Origin of the sequence: Paenibacillus sp. FSL E2-0151 (genome assembly GCF_037993015.1) — a bacterium.
GTDB classification, from domain to species: Bacteria; Bacillota; Bacilli; order Paenibacillales; family Paenibacillaceae; genus Paenibacillus; species Paenibacillus amylolyticus.
Genome location: NZ_CP150308.1, coordinates 6,184,949 through 6,198,125 on the forward strand (window position 1 = coordinate 6,184,949; position 13,177 = coordinate 6,198,125).

The 13,177-nt window shown below is 44.7% G+C and carries 22 protein-coding genes; all 22 read right to left on the reverse strand.

Annotated elements, in window-relative coordinates; genetic code table 11:
• Positions 1–76: 76 nt before the first annotated feature.
• Positions 77–619 carry a 50S ribosomal protein L6 gene (gene rplF / locus MHI55_RS27550; RefSeq protein ID WP_017692089.1) on the reverse strand — a complete coding sequence of 181 codons (543 nt, stop codon included), beginning with the start codon at positions 617–619 and terminating at the stop codon, positions 77–79.
• A 30-nt stretch (positions 620–649) separates the two neighbouring features.
• Complete coding sequence (gene rpsH, locus MHI55_RS27555) at positions 650–1,048, reverse strand: 30S ribosomal protein S8 (protein ID WP_017692088.1); 399 nt, start codon at positions 1,046–1,048, stop codon at positions 650–652.
• A 32-nt stretch (positions 1,049–1,080) separates the two neighbouring features.
• On the reverse strand, positions 1,081–1,266 hold the full coding sequence (locus MHI55_RS27560) for a type Z 30S ribosomal protein S14 (protein ID WP_013312154.1): 186 nt from the start codon (positions 1,264–1,266) through the stop codon (positions 1,081–1,083).
• Between the two features lie 73 nt (positions 1,267–1,339).
• Positions 1,340–1,882 carry a 50S ribosomal protein L5 gene (gene rplE, locus MHI55_RS27565; RefSeq protein WP_017692087.1) on the reverse strand — a complete coding sequence of 181 codons (543 nt, stop codon included), beginning with the start codon at positions 1,880–1,882 and terminating at the stop codon, positions 1,340–1,342.
• Between the two features lie 32 nt (positions 1,883–1,914).
• On the reverse strand, positions 1,915–2,268 hold the full coding sequence (gene rplX, locus MHI55_RS27570; RefSeq protein WP_017692086.1) for a 50S ribosomal protein L24: 354 nt from the start codon (positions 2,266–2,268) through the stop codon (positions 1,915–1,917).
• Between the two features lie 39 nt (positions 2,269–2,307).
• The gene (rplN, locus tag MHI55_RS27575) at positions 2,308–2,676 is read right to left on the reverse strand and encodes a 50S ribosomal protein L14 (protein WP_017692085.1); all 369 of its coding nucleotides are present in this window, start codon (positions 2,674–2,676) and stop codon (positions 2,308–2,310) included.
• A gap of 35 nt (positions 2,677–2,711) precedes the next feature.
• A complete protein-coding gene (rpsQ, locus tag MHI55_RS27580) occupies positions 2,712–2,978 on the reverse strand; it encodes a 30S ribosomal protein S17 (RefSeq protein WP_017692084.1) in 267 nt (88 codons plus the stop codon).
• Positions 2,979–3,026: 48 nt separating this feature from the next.
• On the reverse strand, positions 3,027–3,224 hold the full coding sequence (gene rpmC, locus MHI55_RS27585) for a 50S ribosomal protein L29 (protein WP_017692083.1): 198 nt from the start codon (positions 3,222–3,224) through the stop codon (positions 3,027–3,029).
• Entirely contained in the window at positions 3,214–3,648 is a 435-nt protein-coding gene (rplP, locus tag MHI55_RS27590; protein ID WP_017692082.1) for a 50S ribosomal protein L16, read from the reverse strand. The genes rpmC and rplP overlap by 11 nt, the downstream gene beginning before the upstream one ends.
• 2 nt (positions 3,649–3,650) lie before the next feature.
• Positions 3,651–4,316, reverse strand: coding sequence for a 30S ribosomal protein S3 (gene rpsC, locus MHI55_RS27595; RefSeq protein WP_036607182.1), 666 nt, complete (start codon positions 4,314–4,316; stop codon positions 3,651–3,653).
• A gap of 15 nt (positions 4,317–4,331) precedes the next feature.
• The gene (gene rplV, locus MHI55_RS27600) at positions 4,332–4,664 is read right to left on the reverse strand and encodes a 50S ribosomal protein L22 (RefSeq protein ID WP_036607180.1); all 333 of its coding nucleotides are present in this window, start codon (positions 4,662–4,664) and stop codon (positions 4,332–4,334) included.
• A gap of 35 nt (positions 4,665–4,699) precedes the next feature.
• Positions 4,700–4,978, reverse strand: coding sequence for a 30S ribosomal protein S19 (gene rpsS, locus MHI55_RS27605; RefSeq protein ID WP_017692079.1), 279 nt, complete (start codon positions 4,976–4,978; stop codon positions 4,700–4,702).
• Positions 4,979–5,049: 71 nt separating this feature from the next.
• The gene (gene rplB / locus MHI55_RS27610; RefSeq protein ID WP_017692078.1) at positions 5,050–5,880 is read right to left on the reverse strand and encodes a 50S ribosomal protein L2; all 831 of its coding nucleotides are present in this window, start codon (positions 5,878–5,880) and stop codon (positions 5,050–5,052) included.
• A gap of 30 nt (positions 5,881–5,910) precedes the next feature.
• Positions 5,911–6,201 carry a 50S ribosomal protein L23 gene (gene rplW, locus MHI55_RS27615; RefSeq protein ID WP_017692077.1) on the reverse strand — a complete coding sequence of 97 codons (291 nt, stop codon included), beginning with the start codon at positions 6,199–6,201 and terminating at the stop codon, positions 5,911–5,913.
• Positions 6,201–6,824 (reverse strand): 50S ribosomal protein L4, encoded by a 624-nt coding sequence (gene rplD, locus MHI55_RS27620; RefSeq protein WP_338707125.1) that lies wholly within the window; start codon positions 6,822–6,824, stop codon positions 6,201–6,203. The genes rplW and rplD overlap by 1 nt, the downstream gene beginning before the upstream one ends.
• A gap of 25 nt (positions 6,825–6,849) precedes the next feature.
• Complete coding sequence (gene rplC, locus MHI55_RS27625) at positions 6,850–7,473, reverse strand: 50S ribosomal protein L3 (RefSeq protein ID WP_017692075.1); 624 nt, start codon at positions 7,471–7,473, stop codon at positions 6,850–6,852.
• Between the two features lie 46 nt (positions 7,474–7,519).
• On the reverse strand, positions 7,520–7,828 hold the full coding sequence (gene rpsJ, locus MHI55_RS27630; RefSeq protein WP_017692074.1) for a 30S ribosomal protein S10: 309 nt from the start codon (positions 7,826–7,828) through the stop codon (positions 7,520–7,522).
• Between the two features lie 436 nt (positions 7,829–8,264).
• A complete protein-coding gene (gene tuf, locus MHI55_RS27635; RefSeq protein ID WP_017692073.1) occupies positions 8,265–9,455 on the reverse strand; it encodes an elongation factor Tu in 1,191 nt (396 codons plus the stop codon).
• A 95-nt stretch (positions 9,456–9,550) separates the two neighbouring features.
• Complete coding sequence (gene fusA, locus MHI55_RS27640; RefSeq protein ID WP_036607177.1) at positions 9,551–11,629, reverse strand: elongation factor G; 2,079 nt, start codon at positions 11,627–11,629, stop codon at positions 9,551–9,553.
• A gap of 49 nt (positions 11,630–11,678) precedes the next feature.
• A complete protein-coding gene (gene rpsG / locus MHI55_RS27645) occupies positions 11,679–12,149 on the reverse strand; it encodes a 30S ribosomal protein S7 (RefSeq protein ID WP_017692071.1) in 471 nt (156 codons plus the stop codon).
• Positions 12,150–12,236: 87 nt separating this feature from the next.
• Entirely contained in the window at positions 12,237–12,659 is a 423-nt protein-coding gene (gene rpsL, locus MHI55_RS27650) for a 30S ribosomal protein S12 (protein WP_017692070.1), read from the reverse strand.
• A 150-nt stretch (positions 12,660–12,809) separates the two neighbouring features.
• Positions 12,810–13,061 carry a ribosomal L7Ae/L30e/S12e/Gadd45 family protein gene (locus MHI55_RS27655; protein WP_036607175.1) on the reverse strand — a complete coding sequence of 84 codons (252 nt, stop codon included), beginning with the start codon at positions 13,059–13,061 and terminating at the stop codon, positions 12,810–12,812.
• Between the last annotated feature and the right edge of the window lie 116 nt (positions 13,062–13,177).

Genomic DNA, 13,177 nt, shown 5'->3' on the forward strand with positions numbered 1-13,177 from the left:
AGCAGAAGCCACGGGGTATATTAGAAACACACGAAGCAAGCAAGCCGAAAGCCGCGCAAAGGCGGTAAGAGAAATCTTATTTCTTCTTACCGGCTTTACCTTCCTTACGGATGATACGCTCGCCTTCATATTTAATACCTTTACCTTTGTACGGCTCAGGTTCACGTACGGAACGGATTTTAGCAGCGTAAGCACCTACACGCTCTTTGTCAATTCCGCGAACGATGATTTTTGTATTCGAAGGTACTTCGAATTCGATTCCCGCTTCCGGTGTAATTTCAACCGGGTGAGAGTAACCAACGTTCAGAACGATTTTATCTCCGGATTTGCTTGCACGATATCCGACCCCAACCAATTCCAGAGATTTCGCGAATCCTTCAGTAACGCCGCTCACCATATTGTTTACAACGCTACGCGTTGTGCCGTGCAAAGAACGGTGAGTTTTGTTATCGGAAGGACGCACAACTGTGATTTCGTTATTTTCAACTGTAACCTTCATGTCTTTATGAAGCTCACGAGTCAAAGTTCCTTTAGGTCCTTTTACCGTAATAACGGTGTTGTCCAGGGTGATGTCTACACCACTTGGTACTGTGATTGGTTTGCGACCAATACGAGACATATGTTGCACCTCCTATCTTGTGACGTTATATTACCAAACGTAGCAAACGACTTCTCCGCCGGATTTCGATTGACGAGCTTCTTTGTCCGTCATGATACCTTTAGATGTCGAGATGATCGCGATTCCCAGGCCACCAAGTACACGAGGTACTTCGTTGCTTTTCGTGTAAACACGAAGACCAGGTTTACTGATTCTTTTCAGACCAGTGATAACGCGCTCGTTATTTTGACCGTATTTCAGGAAAACACGGATAATCCCTTGTTTGTTATCATCGATAACTTCAGCGTCACGGATGAAACCTTCACGCTTCAGGATATCGGCGATTTGTTTTTTCATTGTTGAAGCAGGCATTTCTACCGTTTCGTGACGAACAGTGTTCGCGTTACGAATACGAGTAAGCATATCTGCAATTGGATCAGACATAGTCATTGTGAGTTAACCTCCTTCCCGTTCAGGACTTTTTACCAGCTTGCTTTTTTCACGCCAGGGATCTGGCCTTTATAAGCTAATTCACGGAAACAAATTCTGCAAATTTTGAACTTTTGCAGGACCGAATGTGGACGTCCGCAACGCTCACAGCGTGTATATGCACGTACTTTAAACTTAGGTGTACGTTGTTGTTTAACTTTCATCGAAGTTTTTGCCACTTAGCCTGACACCTCCTAAATAATTTCGGAGAAAAGGGAGTCTTTCCAGACACCCGGAAACGTTATGCCAACATTACTTAACGAAAGGCATTCCCATTTGCGTAAGCAATTCACGGGACTCTTCGTCTGTTTTCGCCGTTGTTACAATGACAATATCCATACCGCGGACTTTATCAACTTTATCGTATTCGATCTCCGGGAAGATCAATTGCTCTTTCAGACCCAGTGTATAGTTACCACGTCCATCGAAAGCATTACTCGATACACCGCGGAAGTCGCGGACACGAGGAAGCGTTACGTTGAGCAGCTTATCTAGGAAGAAGTACATACGCTCACCGCGTAATGTAACTTTCGCACCGATAGGCATATTCTCACGCAGTTTGAAACCTGCGATAGATTTTTTAGCACGAGTGATTACAGGTTTTTGACCCGCGATCAGTTGCAAATCGTTTACTGCAGAATCCAACACTTTAGAGTTTTGGACAGCGTCGCCCACACCCATGTTGATAACGATTTTCTCGATTTTCGGCACTTGCATTACCGTTGTATAGTTAAACTTCTGCATCAAAGCAGGAGCGATTTCTTGCAGGTAACGTTCTTTCATTCTTGATGCCATGAATCATAGCCCTCCTTTCTCATTCGGTTCAATTAGTCGATAATTTCTCCGGAACGTTTAGCAACGCGCACTTTCTTACCGTTATCCAAAACTTTGTAACCTACACGGGTTACTTTTCCGCTCTTCGGATCGATGTGCATTACGTTGGAAACGTGAATCGGAGCTTCCTTCTCGATAATGCCGCCTTGCGGATTTTGCTGGTTAGGCTTCTGGTGTTTTTTCACCATGTTAACACCTTCCACAAGGACGCGGTTCTCACGAGGATAAGCAGCGATGACACGGCCTTTTTTACCTTTGTCTTTACCGCTGATCACCATAACCGTATCTTCCTTTTTAACGTGAAGTTTGTTGTTATGGGATTCCAGAACTTTTTTCACTCTTGGCATTTCGTACACCTCCTGTTTCTAACATCACGAGATTAAGCTTTAGATAACTTCTGGAGCCAAGGAAACGATTTTCATGAAGTCTTTATCGCGAAGTTCGCGAGCAACTGGTCCGAAAATACGTGTTCCACGTGGGCTTCTGTCGTCTTTTACAACAACCGCTGCATTTTCATCAAAACCGATGTAGGAACCGTCTTTACGACGTACAGAACGTTTCGTACGAACGACAACCGCTCTAACTACATCACCTTTTTTGACAACGCCGCCTGGTGTTGCTTGTTTAACAGAACAAACGATCAGATCACCGATTTGAGCTGTACGACGTCCCGTACCGCCGAGTACGCGGATACACATCAGTTCCTTCGCACCGGAGTTGTCGGCCACAGTCAAACGTGTAAATGGTTGAATCATTTAGTATTCCTCCTTTCAGCAATGCTGCTGATGCATTAGATGATAACCGCTTTTTCTACGATTTCAGTAAGTCTCCAGCGTTTATCTTTCGAAAGCGGACGAGTCTCCATGATTTTCACCGTGTCACCGATTTTCGCAGTGTTTTCTTCGTCATGCGCTTTGAATTTTTTAGTAACCTTAATGCGTTTATGGTACAAGTTGTGTTTTTTGTAAGTTTCTACAGCAACAACAATCGTTTTGTCCATTTTATCGCTGACCACTTTACCAGTTTGCACTTTACGTGCGTTACGTTCTTCGCTCATTGTTGGCCTCCTTCCTGATTACGGACGGATTGTCCATCCTATCCCTAATTAACCGATTCCCAATTCTCTCTCACGGATAATGGTTTTAGCACGAGCTATTTCTTTCCGCACATCACGGATGCGAGTCGGGTTATCCAGCTGACCGGTAGCTAATTGAAAGCGGAGGTTAAAGAGTTCTTCTTTAAATCCGGCAATCTTTTGCTCGATTTCAGCAGAGGTTAGGTTGCGAAATTCACTAGCTTTCATTTGCTTCACCACCCAATTCTTCACGTTTCACGAACTTCGTTTTGATTGGCAGTTTGTGAGCGGCAAGACGCATTGCTTCGCGTGCAATTTCCTCCGGTACACCAGCAAGTTCAAACATGATCTTACCTGGTTTCACTACTGCAACCCATTTTTCTACGTTACCTTTACCGCTACCCATCCGAACCTCGAGAGGCTTTTGAGTGATTGGTTTGTCTGGGAAAATTTTGATCCAAACTTTACCACCACGTTTGATGTAACGAGTCATCGCAATACGAGCCGCTTCGATTTGACGGTTCGTAATCCAAGCCGGTTCCGTAGCTTGCAGACCGTATTCGCCAAAGTTCAGAGTCGTTCCGCCTTTAGCTTGGCCTTTCATATGTCCACGTTGTTGCTTACGGTGTTTTACGCGTTTTGGTACCAACATGATTAGTTGCCTCCTTCCTTAGCAGCTTGTTTCTTAGCCGTAGGAAGAACCTCTCCACGATAGATCCATACTTTTACGCCGATAAGTCCGTAAGTAGTATGAGCCTCTGCTGTACCGTAGTCAATGTCAGCACGCAGTGTGTGCAGTGGAACAGTTCCTTCGCTGTAGCCTTCAGAACGTGCGATCTCAGCACCGCCAAGACGTCCGCCTACTTGAGTTTTGATACCTTTAGCACCGGAGCGCATAGTTCTTTGAATTGCTTGTTTCAGAGCACGACGGAAAGAAACACGACGTTCCAATTGTTGTGCAATGCTTTCAGCTACAAGAACAGCGTCCAAGTCTTGGTTCTTAATTTCAGAAATGTTGATGTGTACTTTTTTACCGCCAGCAATTTTCGTAATTTGGTTACGAAGATTTTCAACTTCCGAACCACCCTTACCAATAACCATACCTGGTTTAGCAGTGTGAATCGTTACGTTTACGCGGTTAGCCGCTCTCTCAATTTCTACACGAGATAAAGCGGAGTCTTTCAATTTATTTTTCAGGAATTCACGAATTCTCACGTCTTCCATCAAAAGATCACCGAAGTCTTTGCCTGCATACCACTTAGATTCCCAGTCACGGATAATTCCGACACGGAGTCCGACTGGATTTACCTTTTGGCCCACACATTTCCCCTCCTTCTACTTCTCAGATACCACCAAAGTAATGTGGCTAGTACGTTTGTTAATACGACTTGCACGTCCCATTGCACGAGGGCGGAAACGCTTCATTGTCGGTCCTTGGTTCACGTAAGCTTGCGAGATAACCAATTTGTTAACATCCAAAGAATAGTTATGTTCCGCATTCGCAATAGCGGAGTTAAGCAACTTCTCAACGATTGGAGAAGCAGATTTCGGAGTGTGACGGAGAATGGCAACCGCCTCACCTACTTGCTTGCCACGAATCAAGTCAACAACGAGTTGAGCTTTACGAGGAGCAATCCGGATAAACTTAGCATGTGCTTTTGCTTCCATTGTGTAACCTCCTTTCAAACATTAAAGATATTCATTTATCTTCTTGTTTTCTTATCATCAGCAGTATGGCCTTTGTACGTACGGGTTGGAGCGAACTCACCCAGTTTGTGTCCGACCATGTCCTCAGTTACATACACTGGCACGTGTTTACGACCATCGTAAACGCCAAATGTGTGTCCGATGAATTGCGGGAAAATTGTAGAACGACGGGACCAGGTTTTGATCACATTCTTCTTACCTGAAGCTTCCATCTCTTCTACCTTTTTAAGCATGTAGCCATCAATGAATGGCCCTTTTTTCAAACTGCGACCCATGTGGAGATCCTCCCTTCAAACATAGCTATTATGCATCCGCAGATGCCTCACGAAGTTATGCACAGTGTGTATTACTTCGTGCGGCGGCGAATGATGTATTTATCAGAAGCTTTATTTTTCTTACGCGTTTTGTAACCAAGTGTAGGTTTACCCCATGGTGACATTGGCGATTTACGTCCGATTGGAGCACGACCTTCACCACCACCGTGTGGGTGATCGTTAGGGTTCATTACTACACCACGAACCTCAGGACGTTTACCCAACCAACGGCTACGACCGGCTTTACCGATTTTGATGAGCTCGTGGTCTTGGTTACCTACAGATCCGATTGTCGCGCGGCAAACTTTCAAAATACGACGAACTTCTCCGGAAGAGAGACGAACGGAAACGTATTTTTCTTCTTTACCAAGCAATTGAGCTTCTGTACCAGCAGCACGAACCAATTGTCCGCCTTTACCTGGTTTCAACTCGATGTTGTGGATAACGGTACCTACTGGAATGTTTTCGAGTGGCAGTGCGTTACCGATTTTGATGTCTGATTCAGGTCCGGAGAATACTTGATCTCCAACTTTCAAACCTTTAGGAGCGATGATATAACGCTTTTCACCATCAGCATAGTGAATCAGAGCGATGTTGGATGTACGGTTCGGGTCATACTCAATCGTAGCAACGCGGCCCGGTATTCCATCTTTAGTACGTTTGAAGTCAATGATACGGTATTTACGTTTGTGTCCACCACCATGGTGACGAACTGTAATTTTACCTTGGTTGTTGCGGCCTGCTTGTTTGCTCAACGGGGCCAACAACGATTTCTCCGGCTGATTTGTGGTGATTTCCTCAAATGTAGAAACGGACATGTTCCGTCTTGCCGGGGATGTTGGTTTATACTTTTTGATTGGCACTGGGTTTCCCTCCTTACTTCAAAAATTCAATTATACAGTTTCAAAGAACTCAAGCGTTTTGCTGTCTTTTGTCAACGTTACAAACGCTTTTTTCCATTCGCTAGTATATCCGGAATAACGTCCGTACCGTTTCGGCTTAGCTGGAACACGAAGCGTGTTCACGTTTTTCACTTTTACATTGAAAATAGCTTCTACTGCCTTTTTGATCTCGGTTTTGTTTGCACGGATATCGACTTCAAATACATATTTCAAGTCGTTCATCATGTCAGCAGTACGTTCCGTAATAATCGGACGTTTTACAATATCACGAGGATCCTTCATTACGCGAGCACCTCCTCTACCTTCTGAACTGCTTCTTTCGTAATGATCAATTTGTCGTGCGAGAGCACGTCAAGAACATTAATACCGTCAGCAGCTACGAATTTCACGCCTGGAATATTCCGTGCGGAAAGAGCTACATTATCATCATAGCTAGGAGCTACGATCAAAGCTTTACGTCCCACTTTGAGGTTACTCAAGATGGCTGCAAATTCTTTAGTTTTAGGCGTACTCAACGTGAGAGCGTCCAAAACGATAATGTCATTGTCAAGCACTTTGGATGAAAGGGCTGATTTGATCGCCAAGCGGCGAACTTTCTTAGGCAGTTTATACGCATAGCTCCGTGGTGTTGGACCAAATACGATACCGCCGCCTTTCCATTGTGGTGAACGAATTGAACCTTGACGAGCGCGACCTGTACCTTTTTGTTTCCAAGGCTTACGTCCACCGCCACGAACTTCAGAACGTCCTTTTACTTTGTGGGTACCTTGACGAAGGGAAGCGCGTTGCATAAGAACTGCATCGTACAGAACGTGTTGATTCGGCTCAATTCCGAAAACCGCATCGCTCAATTCAACTTCGCCTACTTGGCTACCATCTACATTGTAAACTGATACTTTTGGCATTTTGTGTTCCTCCTTTCTTCAGTGGTTATTTTTTCACCGTTTCTTTAACTCTAATGAGACTGTTTTTCGGTCCAGGAATGGAACCTTTCACGAGCAACACGTTACGCTCAGCGTCTACTTTAACTACTTCAAGACGTTGAATTGTAATAGTGTCATGTCCCATGTGTCCTGGCAGGCGTTTGCCTTTAGGAACGCGGTTAGCTTGGATCGAACCCATTGAACCAGGGCCACGGTGGTAACGCGAACCGTGTGACATAGGTCCAGTGCTTTGTCCCCAACGTTTGATAACGCCGGCAAAACCTTTACCTTTAGAAATACCCGTTACGTCAACGAATTCGCCTTCAGCGAAAATGTCAGCTTTCAGTTCTTGGCCAACTTCATATTCTGCGATGTTGATACCGCGAACTTCACGAACGTAGCGCTTAGGGGCAGTGTTCGCTTTTTTAGCGTGACCTGCTTCTGGCTTGTTAGCATTTTTCTCTTTCTTATCGGAGTAACCGATTTGAATTGCTTCGTAGCCATCGTTCTCAATGTCTTTCTTTTGCAAAACAACACAAGGGCCTGCTTCGATAACCGTTACTGGAACGACGTTACCTTCAGGAGTAAATACTTGAGTCATTCCGAGTTTTTTTCCTAAGATTGCTTTCATGTTGACACCTCTTTTCCTTTATACATGGTCTTTGTTGTAGCTTATATTACAATTTAATTTCGATATCTACACCGGACGGCAGATCCAAGCGCATCAAGGCATCCACAGTTTGTGGAGTCGGGTTAACGATGTCGATCAAACGTTTATGTGTACGTTGTTCGAATTGTTCCCGAGAATCCTTGTACTTGTGCACCGCACGAAGAATAGTAATGATTTGTTTTTCAGTAGGAAGCGGAATCGGACCGGATACACCAGCACCCGAACGTTTTGCTGTTTCAACAATTTTCTCCGCGGATTGATCAAGAATTCTGTGGTCGTAAGCTTTCAAACGAATACGAATTTTTTGCTTTGCCATTTTAGTCCCTCCTTCTATCGCCCAATTTTTTATCGGACATACTCCGTGAAAATTTTCTAGCCACTCTCCCATGGCAAAGGGGCCGGGTGTGCCAGTAACCTCTCACATCATCGCAACGTCACAGAACAACATTCATTATTATATAGAAAAGATAGGCGTATTGCAAGCATATTTAAGAAAAACATTTAAACTTATCTTTTCTGATGAAATGACTTCGTTTATTGCAGTGTTAATCTTCAATATCCAGGCTGCCTTGCCAATCCTTCTAAACACGTAAATGATGTTCATTTCGTATGACGCAGGTTCCGAACTTTAAACATAATAAAAGAGTTCTTTATCCGATGTCGGATAAAGAACTCTTCCGAAGCTTCGTTACAATACAATGTTACTCGTTCCAGTACACTGTTACATATGCTTTATTCAGCGTTAAGCCGAATTATTTTTGGATAGATGCTACGGAACCGGCACCTACTGTACGTCCGCCTTCACGAATGGAGAATTTAGTTCCTTCTTCAATCGCGATTGGGGAGATCAGGGAAACAGTAACAGTGATGTTATCACCAGGCATTACCATTTCAGTACCTTCAGGCAAGTTGATGATGCCTGTTACGTCAGTTGTACGGAAGTAGAACTGTGGACGGTAACCAGTGAAGAATGGTTTGTGACGTCCGCCCTCTTCTTTAGTCAGAACGTAGATTTGAGCTGTGAATTCTGTGTGTGGCTTAACAGAACCTGGTTTTGCAAGTACTTGACCACGCTCGATTTGAGTACGGTCAACACCACGCAACAATGCACCGATGTTGTCACCCGCTTGAGCGGAATCCAACAATTTACGGAACATCTCAACGCCTGTTACAACGGATTTTTTAGTTTCTTCAGTGATACCAACGATTTCGATCTCTTCGCCGACTTTAACAGTACCACGCTCTACACGGCCAGTAGCAACAGTACCACGACCAGTGATGGAGAATACGTCCTCGACAGGCATCAAGAAAGGCTTGTCAGTTTGACGCTCAGGCAGTGGGATGTAAGTGTCGATCTCTTTGAACATCTCAACGATTTTTTGAGCCCATTCGCCATCTGGGTTTGCCAGAGCTTCACGAGCGGATCCACGAGTGATTGGAGTATCGTCACCTGGGAACTCATATTCGTTAAGAAGGTCGCGAACTTCCATCTCAACCAATTCCAACAACTCTTCGTCTTCAACCATGTCACATTTGTTCAAGAATACAACAATGTAAGGTACGCCTACTTGACGGGAGAGCAAGATGTGCTCACGAGTTTGTGGCATTGGGCCGTCTGCTGCGGATACTACCAAGATAGCTCCATCCATTTGAGCCGCGCCAGTGATCATGTTTTTAACATAGTCGGCGTGACCTGGGCAGTCAACGTGAGCGTAGTGACGAGTGTCAGTTTCGTACTCAACGTGTGATGTGGAGATTGTGATACCGCGTTCGCGCTCTTCTGGAGCTTTGTCGATTTGGTCGAATGCAATTGCAGCACCACCGTAAGTTTTGGACAATACAGTTGTGATTGCAGCAGTCAGAGTTGTTTTACCGTGATCGACGTGACCAATAGTACCGATGTTAACGTGGGGTTTATTACGTTCGTATTTAGCCTTTGCCATTTGAACGTGGCCTCCTTAAAATTATAATTTTATGTTTTCACTGAATGAAGTGCTCCGAATTAAATTCTTATGCACTTGCATCCAGTGTGAGAAAACTACTCGGTGCCTTTTGTTTTAGCAACGATTTCTTCAGCGATGCTCTTAGGAACTTCTTCATAGTGAGAGAGTTCCATGGAGAATACGCCGCGTCCTTGAGTACCGGAACGAAGAGTTGTAGAGTAACCAAACATTTCAGACAGAGGTACCTTAGCACGGATGATTTGAGCTCCACTACGGGAATCCATACCTTCGATGCGGCCACGACGGGAGTTCAACATACCCATTACGTCACCCATGTACTCTTCTGGAACAGTTACTTCTACTTTCATGATAGGCTCAAGCAGAACTGGTTTACACTTGTCTTTAGCCGCTTTAAGCGCCATAGATCCGGCAATTTTAAATGCCATCTCATTGGAATCGACATCATGGTAAGATCCGTCTACGATTGTAGCCTTAACGTCAACAAGCGGGAAGCCTGCAATAACGCCGTTTTTCATTTGCTCTTCAATCCCTGACAGTGCAGGTTGAATGTATTCTCTTGGTACGGAACCACCGACAACCTTACTTTCGAACTGGCTGCCTGTACCCGGCTCGAGAGGTTCGAATTCAACCCATACGTGACCGTATTGACCACGACCACCGGATTGACGTACGAATTTACCTTCAACGCGCGCTGGAGCACGGAATGTTTCACGGTAAGCTACTTGTGGTTTACCCACAGTAGTTTCAACCTTGAACTCACGACGCATACGGTCGATGATGATATCAAGGTGAAGCTCACCCATACCTGCCAAGATCGTTTGGCCTGTTTCTTCGTCAGTATGAGCACGAAGAGTTGGATCCTCTTCAGTCAACTTACCGAGAGCAACACCCAGTTTATCCTGGTCAGCTTTGGTTTTAGGTTCAACAGCGATTTCGATAACCGGATCAGGGAAGTTCATTGACTCCAGAATAACCGGATTTTTCTCATCACATAGTGTATCACCTGTACCTGTATCTTTCAAACCTACGGCAGCTGCAATATCACCGGAGTAAACTACAGTGATTTCTTGACGGCTGTTCGCATGCATTTGAAGGATACGACCGATACGCTCACGTTTGTTTTTAGTGGCATTCAATACATATGATCCGGATTGAAGAACACCAGAGTATACGCGGAAGAATGTCAATTTACCAACGTAAGGGTCAGTCATAATTTTGAATGCCAATGCGGAGAATGGCTCTTCATCGGATGACTTACGAATTGCTTCAGTTCCATCTTCAAGATGTCCCGTGATCGATGCAACATCTGTTGGAGCTGGCAAGTAGTCGATAACAGCATCCAACATCAGTTGAACACCTTTGTTACGATATGAGGATCCACAGATAACTGGGAAGATCTTAACATCTACAACACCTTTACGGAGTACGGTTTTGATCTCATCAATTGTGATCTCTTCGCCTTCCAGGTATTTCATTGTCAAATCTTCATCCAGTTCAGCAACGCGCTCAATCAACTCGTTGCGAAGTTCTTCAACTTGATCTGCAAACTCTGCAGGAATGTCGGTTTCTTCGATATCTTGACCAAGGTCATCTTTGTACATATGAGCTCTTTGTGCAACGATATCGATGATACCTTTGAAATCATTTTCAGCGCCGATTGGAAGTTGAATCGCAACAGCGTTCGCTTGAAGGCGATCACGCATGTCAGATACAACGTTCAGGAAGTCAGCACCGATGATATCCATTTTGTTTACATATGCGATACGAGGTACGCCGTACTTGTCAGCCTGTCTCCATACGGTTTCGGACTGAGGCTCAACGCCTTCTTTCGCACTGAATACACCAACTGCTCCGTCCAATACACGAAGGGAACGTTCAACTTCAACAGTGAAGTCAACGTGTCCCGGGGTATCAATAATATTAACGCGGTGGCCTTTCCAAGCAGCGGTAGTTGCAGCGGAAGTAATCGTAATTCCGCGCTCCTGTTCCTGTTCCATCCAGTCCATTGTCGCAGCGCCTTCGTGTACTTCACCGATTTTGTGCGTACGTCCTGTGTAAAACAGGATCCGCTCAGTTGTCGTGGTTTTACCCGCATCAATATGAGCCATGATCCCGATATTACGTGTATTTTTTAAGGAGAACTCTCTAGCCATGAAATGGGTCTCCCTTCAAAATTGAAGTTTTTTTATTGTGAACTGAATCCTACCAACGGTAGTGAGCAAACGCTTTGTTCGCTTCAGCCATTTTGTGCGTATCTTCACGTTTTTTAACGGAAGCGCCTGTGTTGTTGGAAGCGTCGATGATCTCAGCCGCCAAACGCTCTTCCATTGTTTTCTCACCGCGGTTGCGGGAGTAGTTCACGAGCCAACGTAATCCCAGAGCAGTACGTCTCTCTGGTTTCACCTCGATTGGTACTTGGTAGTTGGCACCGCCGACACGGCGAGCTTTAACTTCCAGGACTGGCATGATGTTCTTGATTGCTGCTTCAAATACTTCCATAGGGTCATTACCCGTACGTTCTTGAATCAACTTGAACGCATTATACAGAATGCTTTGAGCAACACCGCGTTTTCCGCCGATCATGATGCGGTTGATTAAACGAGTAACCAACTTGCTGTTATATAACGGATCAGGCAGAACGTCTCTTTTCGTAACTGGACCTTTGCGTGGCATGGATATCCCCCTTTCTTTCTTGTTCAGCAGATCCTGTACCTTCCAGACTTAGACCAGAAGGCTTTCAGGCTATCTGCCTATAATAGTTTAGGCTTTTTTAGCTTTTGGACGCTTAGCGCCGTATTTCGAACGAGCTTGCATACGGTTGTTTACACCAGCAGTATCGAGAGCTCCACGAACGATGTGATAACGAACTCCTGCAAGGTCTTTAACTTTACCTCCGCGGATCAATACCACACTGTGCTCTTGAAGGTTATGTCCGATTCCCGGGATATAAGCAGTAACCTCGAGACGGTTCGTCAAACGAACACGGGCATACTTACGAAGTGCAGAGTTTGGTTTACGTGGAGTCATTGTACCTACACGAGTGCAGACACCACGTTTTTGTGGGGCACTGATGTTAGTAGATTCACGTTTCAAAGCGTTGAATCCTTTTTGCAAAGCTGGAGATTTTGACTTCTCAACTTTTGCTTGACGTCCTTTACGAACCAGTTGGTTAATAGTTGGCATGTGATTGCCACCCCCTTCCTCAAATATTCATGTTTCTTTATAAACCTCTTTGCACTAAGTCCACAGACCCAGGCGGTTCATAAAAAGACAAATGAAAAGTTTTTGCCTTGGAGAATCCTTAAAAGTTCTCGGACAAAAACGTTCCTTACCCTATGATTTTACGACAGCAGCCATAGCTGCTCCTACTCCAATCCCGCAAGCCTTGCCGAGATTTTTCATTGTATCCACTTTCGTGCATTTTACATTGTGTTGTTCACACAAAGCAATGATTTTGGAAGTAAGCTGCGGATCACTATCTTCTGCGACATAGACTTCAGAAGCCATACCTGTCTGCACCATCCGCATGGTCTGTTTGGTACCTATTTTGACATGAGCATCTTGCAAGGCTTTTTCATTAGACATTGTGTATTCCTCCGAATAGAACCATGTACAATCAGCTGCCCACGCACCTTTGATATATTAGCATCTAGCGCAAGCATTGTCAATGCTAATCCTAAAAAATTTTTTAAAAGTTTACG

Bases quoted from the DNA above. Each gene is read 5' to 3' on its own strand.
- rplF (WP_017692089.1), bottom strand. From the start codon at position 619: ATGTCTCGTATTGGTCGCAAACCAATCACAGTACCAAGTGGTGTAGAC.
- rpsH (WP_017692088.1), bottom strand. From the start codon at position 1,048: ATGACTATGTCTGATCCAATTGCAGATATGCTTACTCGTATTCGTAAC.
- rplE (WP_017692087.1), bottom strand. From the start codon at position 1,882: ATGGCATCAAGAATGAAAGAACGTTACCTGCAAGAAATCGCTCCTGCT.
- rplX (WP_017692086.1), bottom strand. From the start codon at position 2,268: ATGCCAAGAGTGAAAAAAGTTCTGGAATCCCATAACAACAAACTTCAC.
- rplN (WP_017692085.1), bottom strand. From the start codon at position 2,676: ATGATTCAACCATTTACACGTTTGACTGTGGCCGACAACTCCGGTGCG.
- rpsQ (WP_017692084.1), bottom strand. From the start codon at position 2,978: ATGAGCGAAGAACGTAACGCACGTAAAGTGCAAACTGGTAAAGTGGTC.
- rpmC (WP_017692083.1), bottom strand. From the start codon at position 3,224: ATGAAAGCTAGTGAATTTCGCAACCTAACCTCTGCTGAAATCGAGCAA.
- rplP (WP_017692082.1), bottom strand. From the start codon at position 3,648: ATGTTGGTACCAAAACGCGTAAAACACCGTAAGCAACAACGTGGACAT.
- rplV (WP_036607180.1), bottom strand. From the start codon at position 4,664: ATGGAAGCAAAAGCACATGCTAAGTTTATCCGGATTGCTCCTCGTAAA.
- rpsS (WP_017692079.1), bottom strand. From the start codon at position 4,978: ATGGGTCGCAGTTTGAAAAAAGGGCCATTCATTGATGGCTACATGCTT.
- rplW (WP_017692077.1), bottom strand. From the start codon at position 6,201: ATGAAGGATCCTCGTGATATTGTAAAACGTCCGATTATTACGGAACGT.
- rplD (WP_338707125.1), bottom strand. From the start codon at position 6,824: ATGCCAAAAGTATCAGTTTACAATGTAGATGGTAGCCAAGTAGGCGAA.
- rplC (WP_017692075.1), bottom strand. From the start codon at position 7,473: ATGAAAGCAATCTTAGGAAAAAAACTCGGAATGACTCAAGTATTTACT.
- rpsJ (WP_017692074.1), bottom strand. From the start codon at position 7,828: ATGGCAAAGCAAAAAATTCGTATTCGTTTGAAAGCTTACGACCACAGA.
- tuf (WP_017692073.1), bottom strand. From the start codon at position 9,455: ATGGCAAAGGCTAAATACGAACGTAATAAACCCCACGTTAACATCGGT.
- fusA (WP_036607177.1), bottom strand. From the start codon at position 11,629: ATGGCTAGAGAGTTCTCCTTAAAAAATACACGTAATATCGGGATCATG.
- rpsG (WP_017692071.1), bottom strand. From the start codon at position 12,149: ATGCCACGCAAAGGTCCAGTTACGAAAAGAGACGTTCTGCCTGATCCG.
- rpsL (WP_017692070.1), bottom strand. From the start codon at position 12,659: ATGCCAACTATTAACCAACTGGTTCGTAAAGGACGTCAAGCAAAAGTT.
- MHI55_RS27655 (WP_036607175.1), bottom strand. From the start codon at position 13,061: ATGTCTAATGAAAAAGCCTTGCAAGATGCTCATGTCAAAATAGGTACC.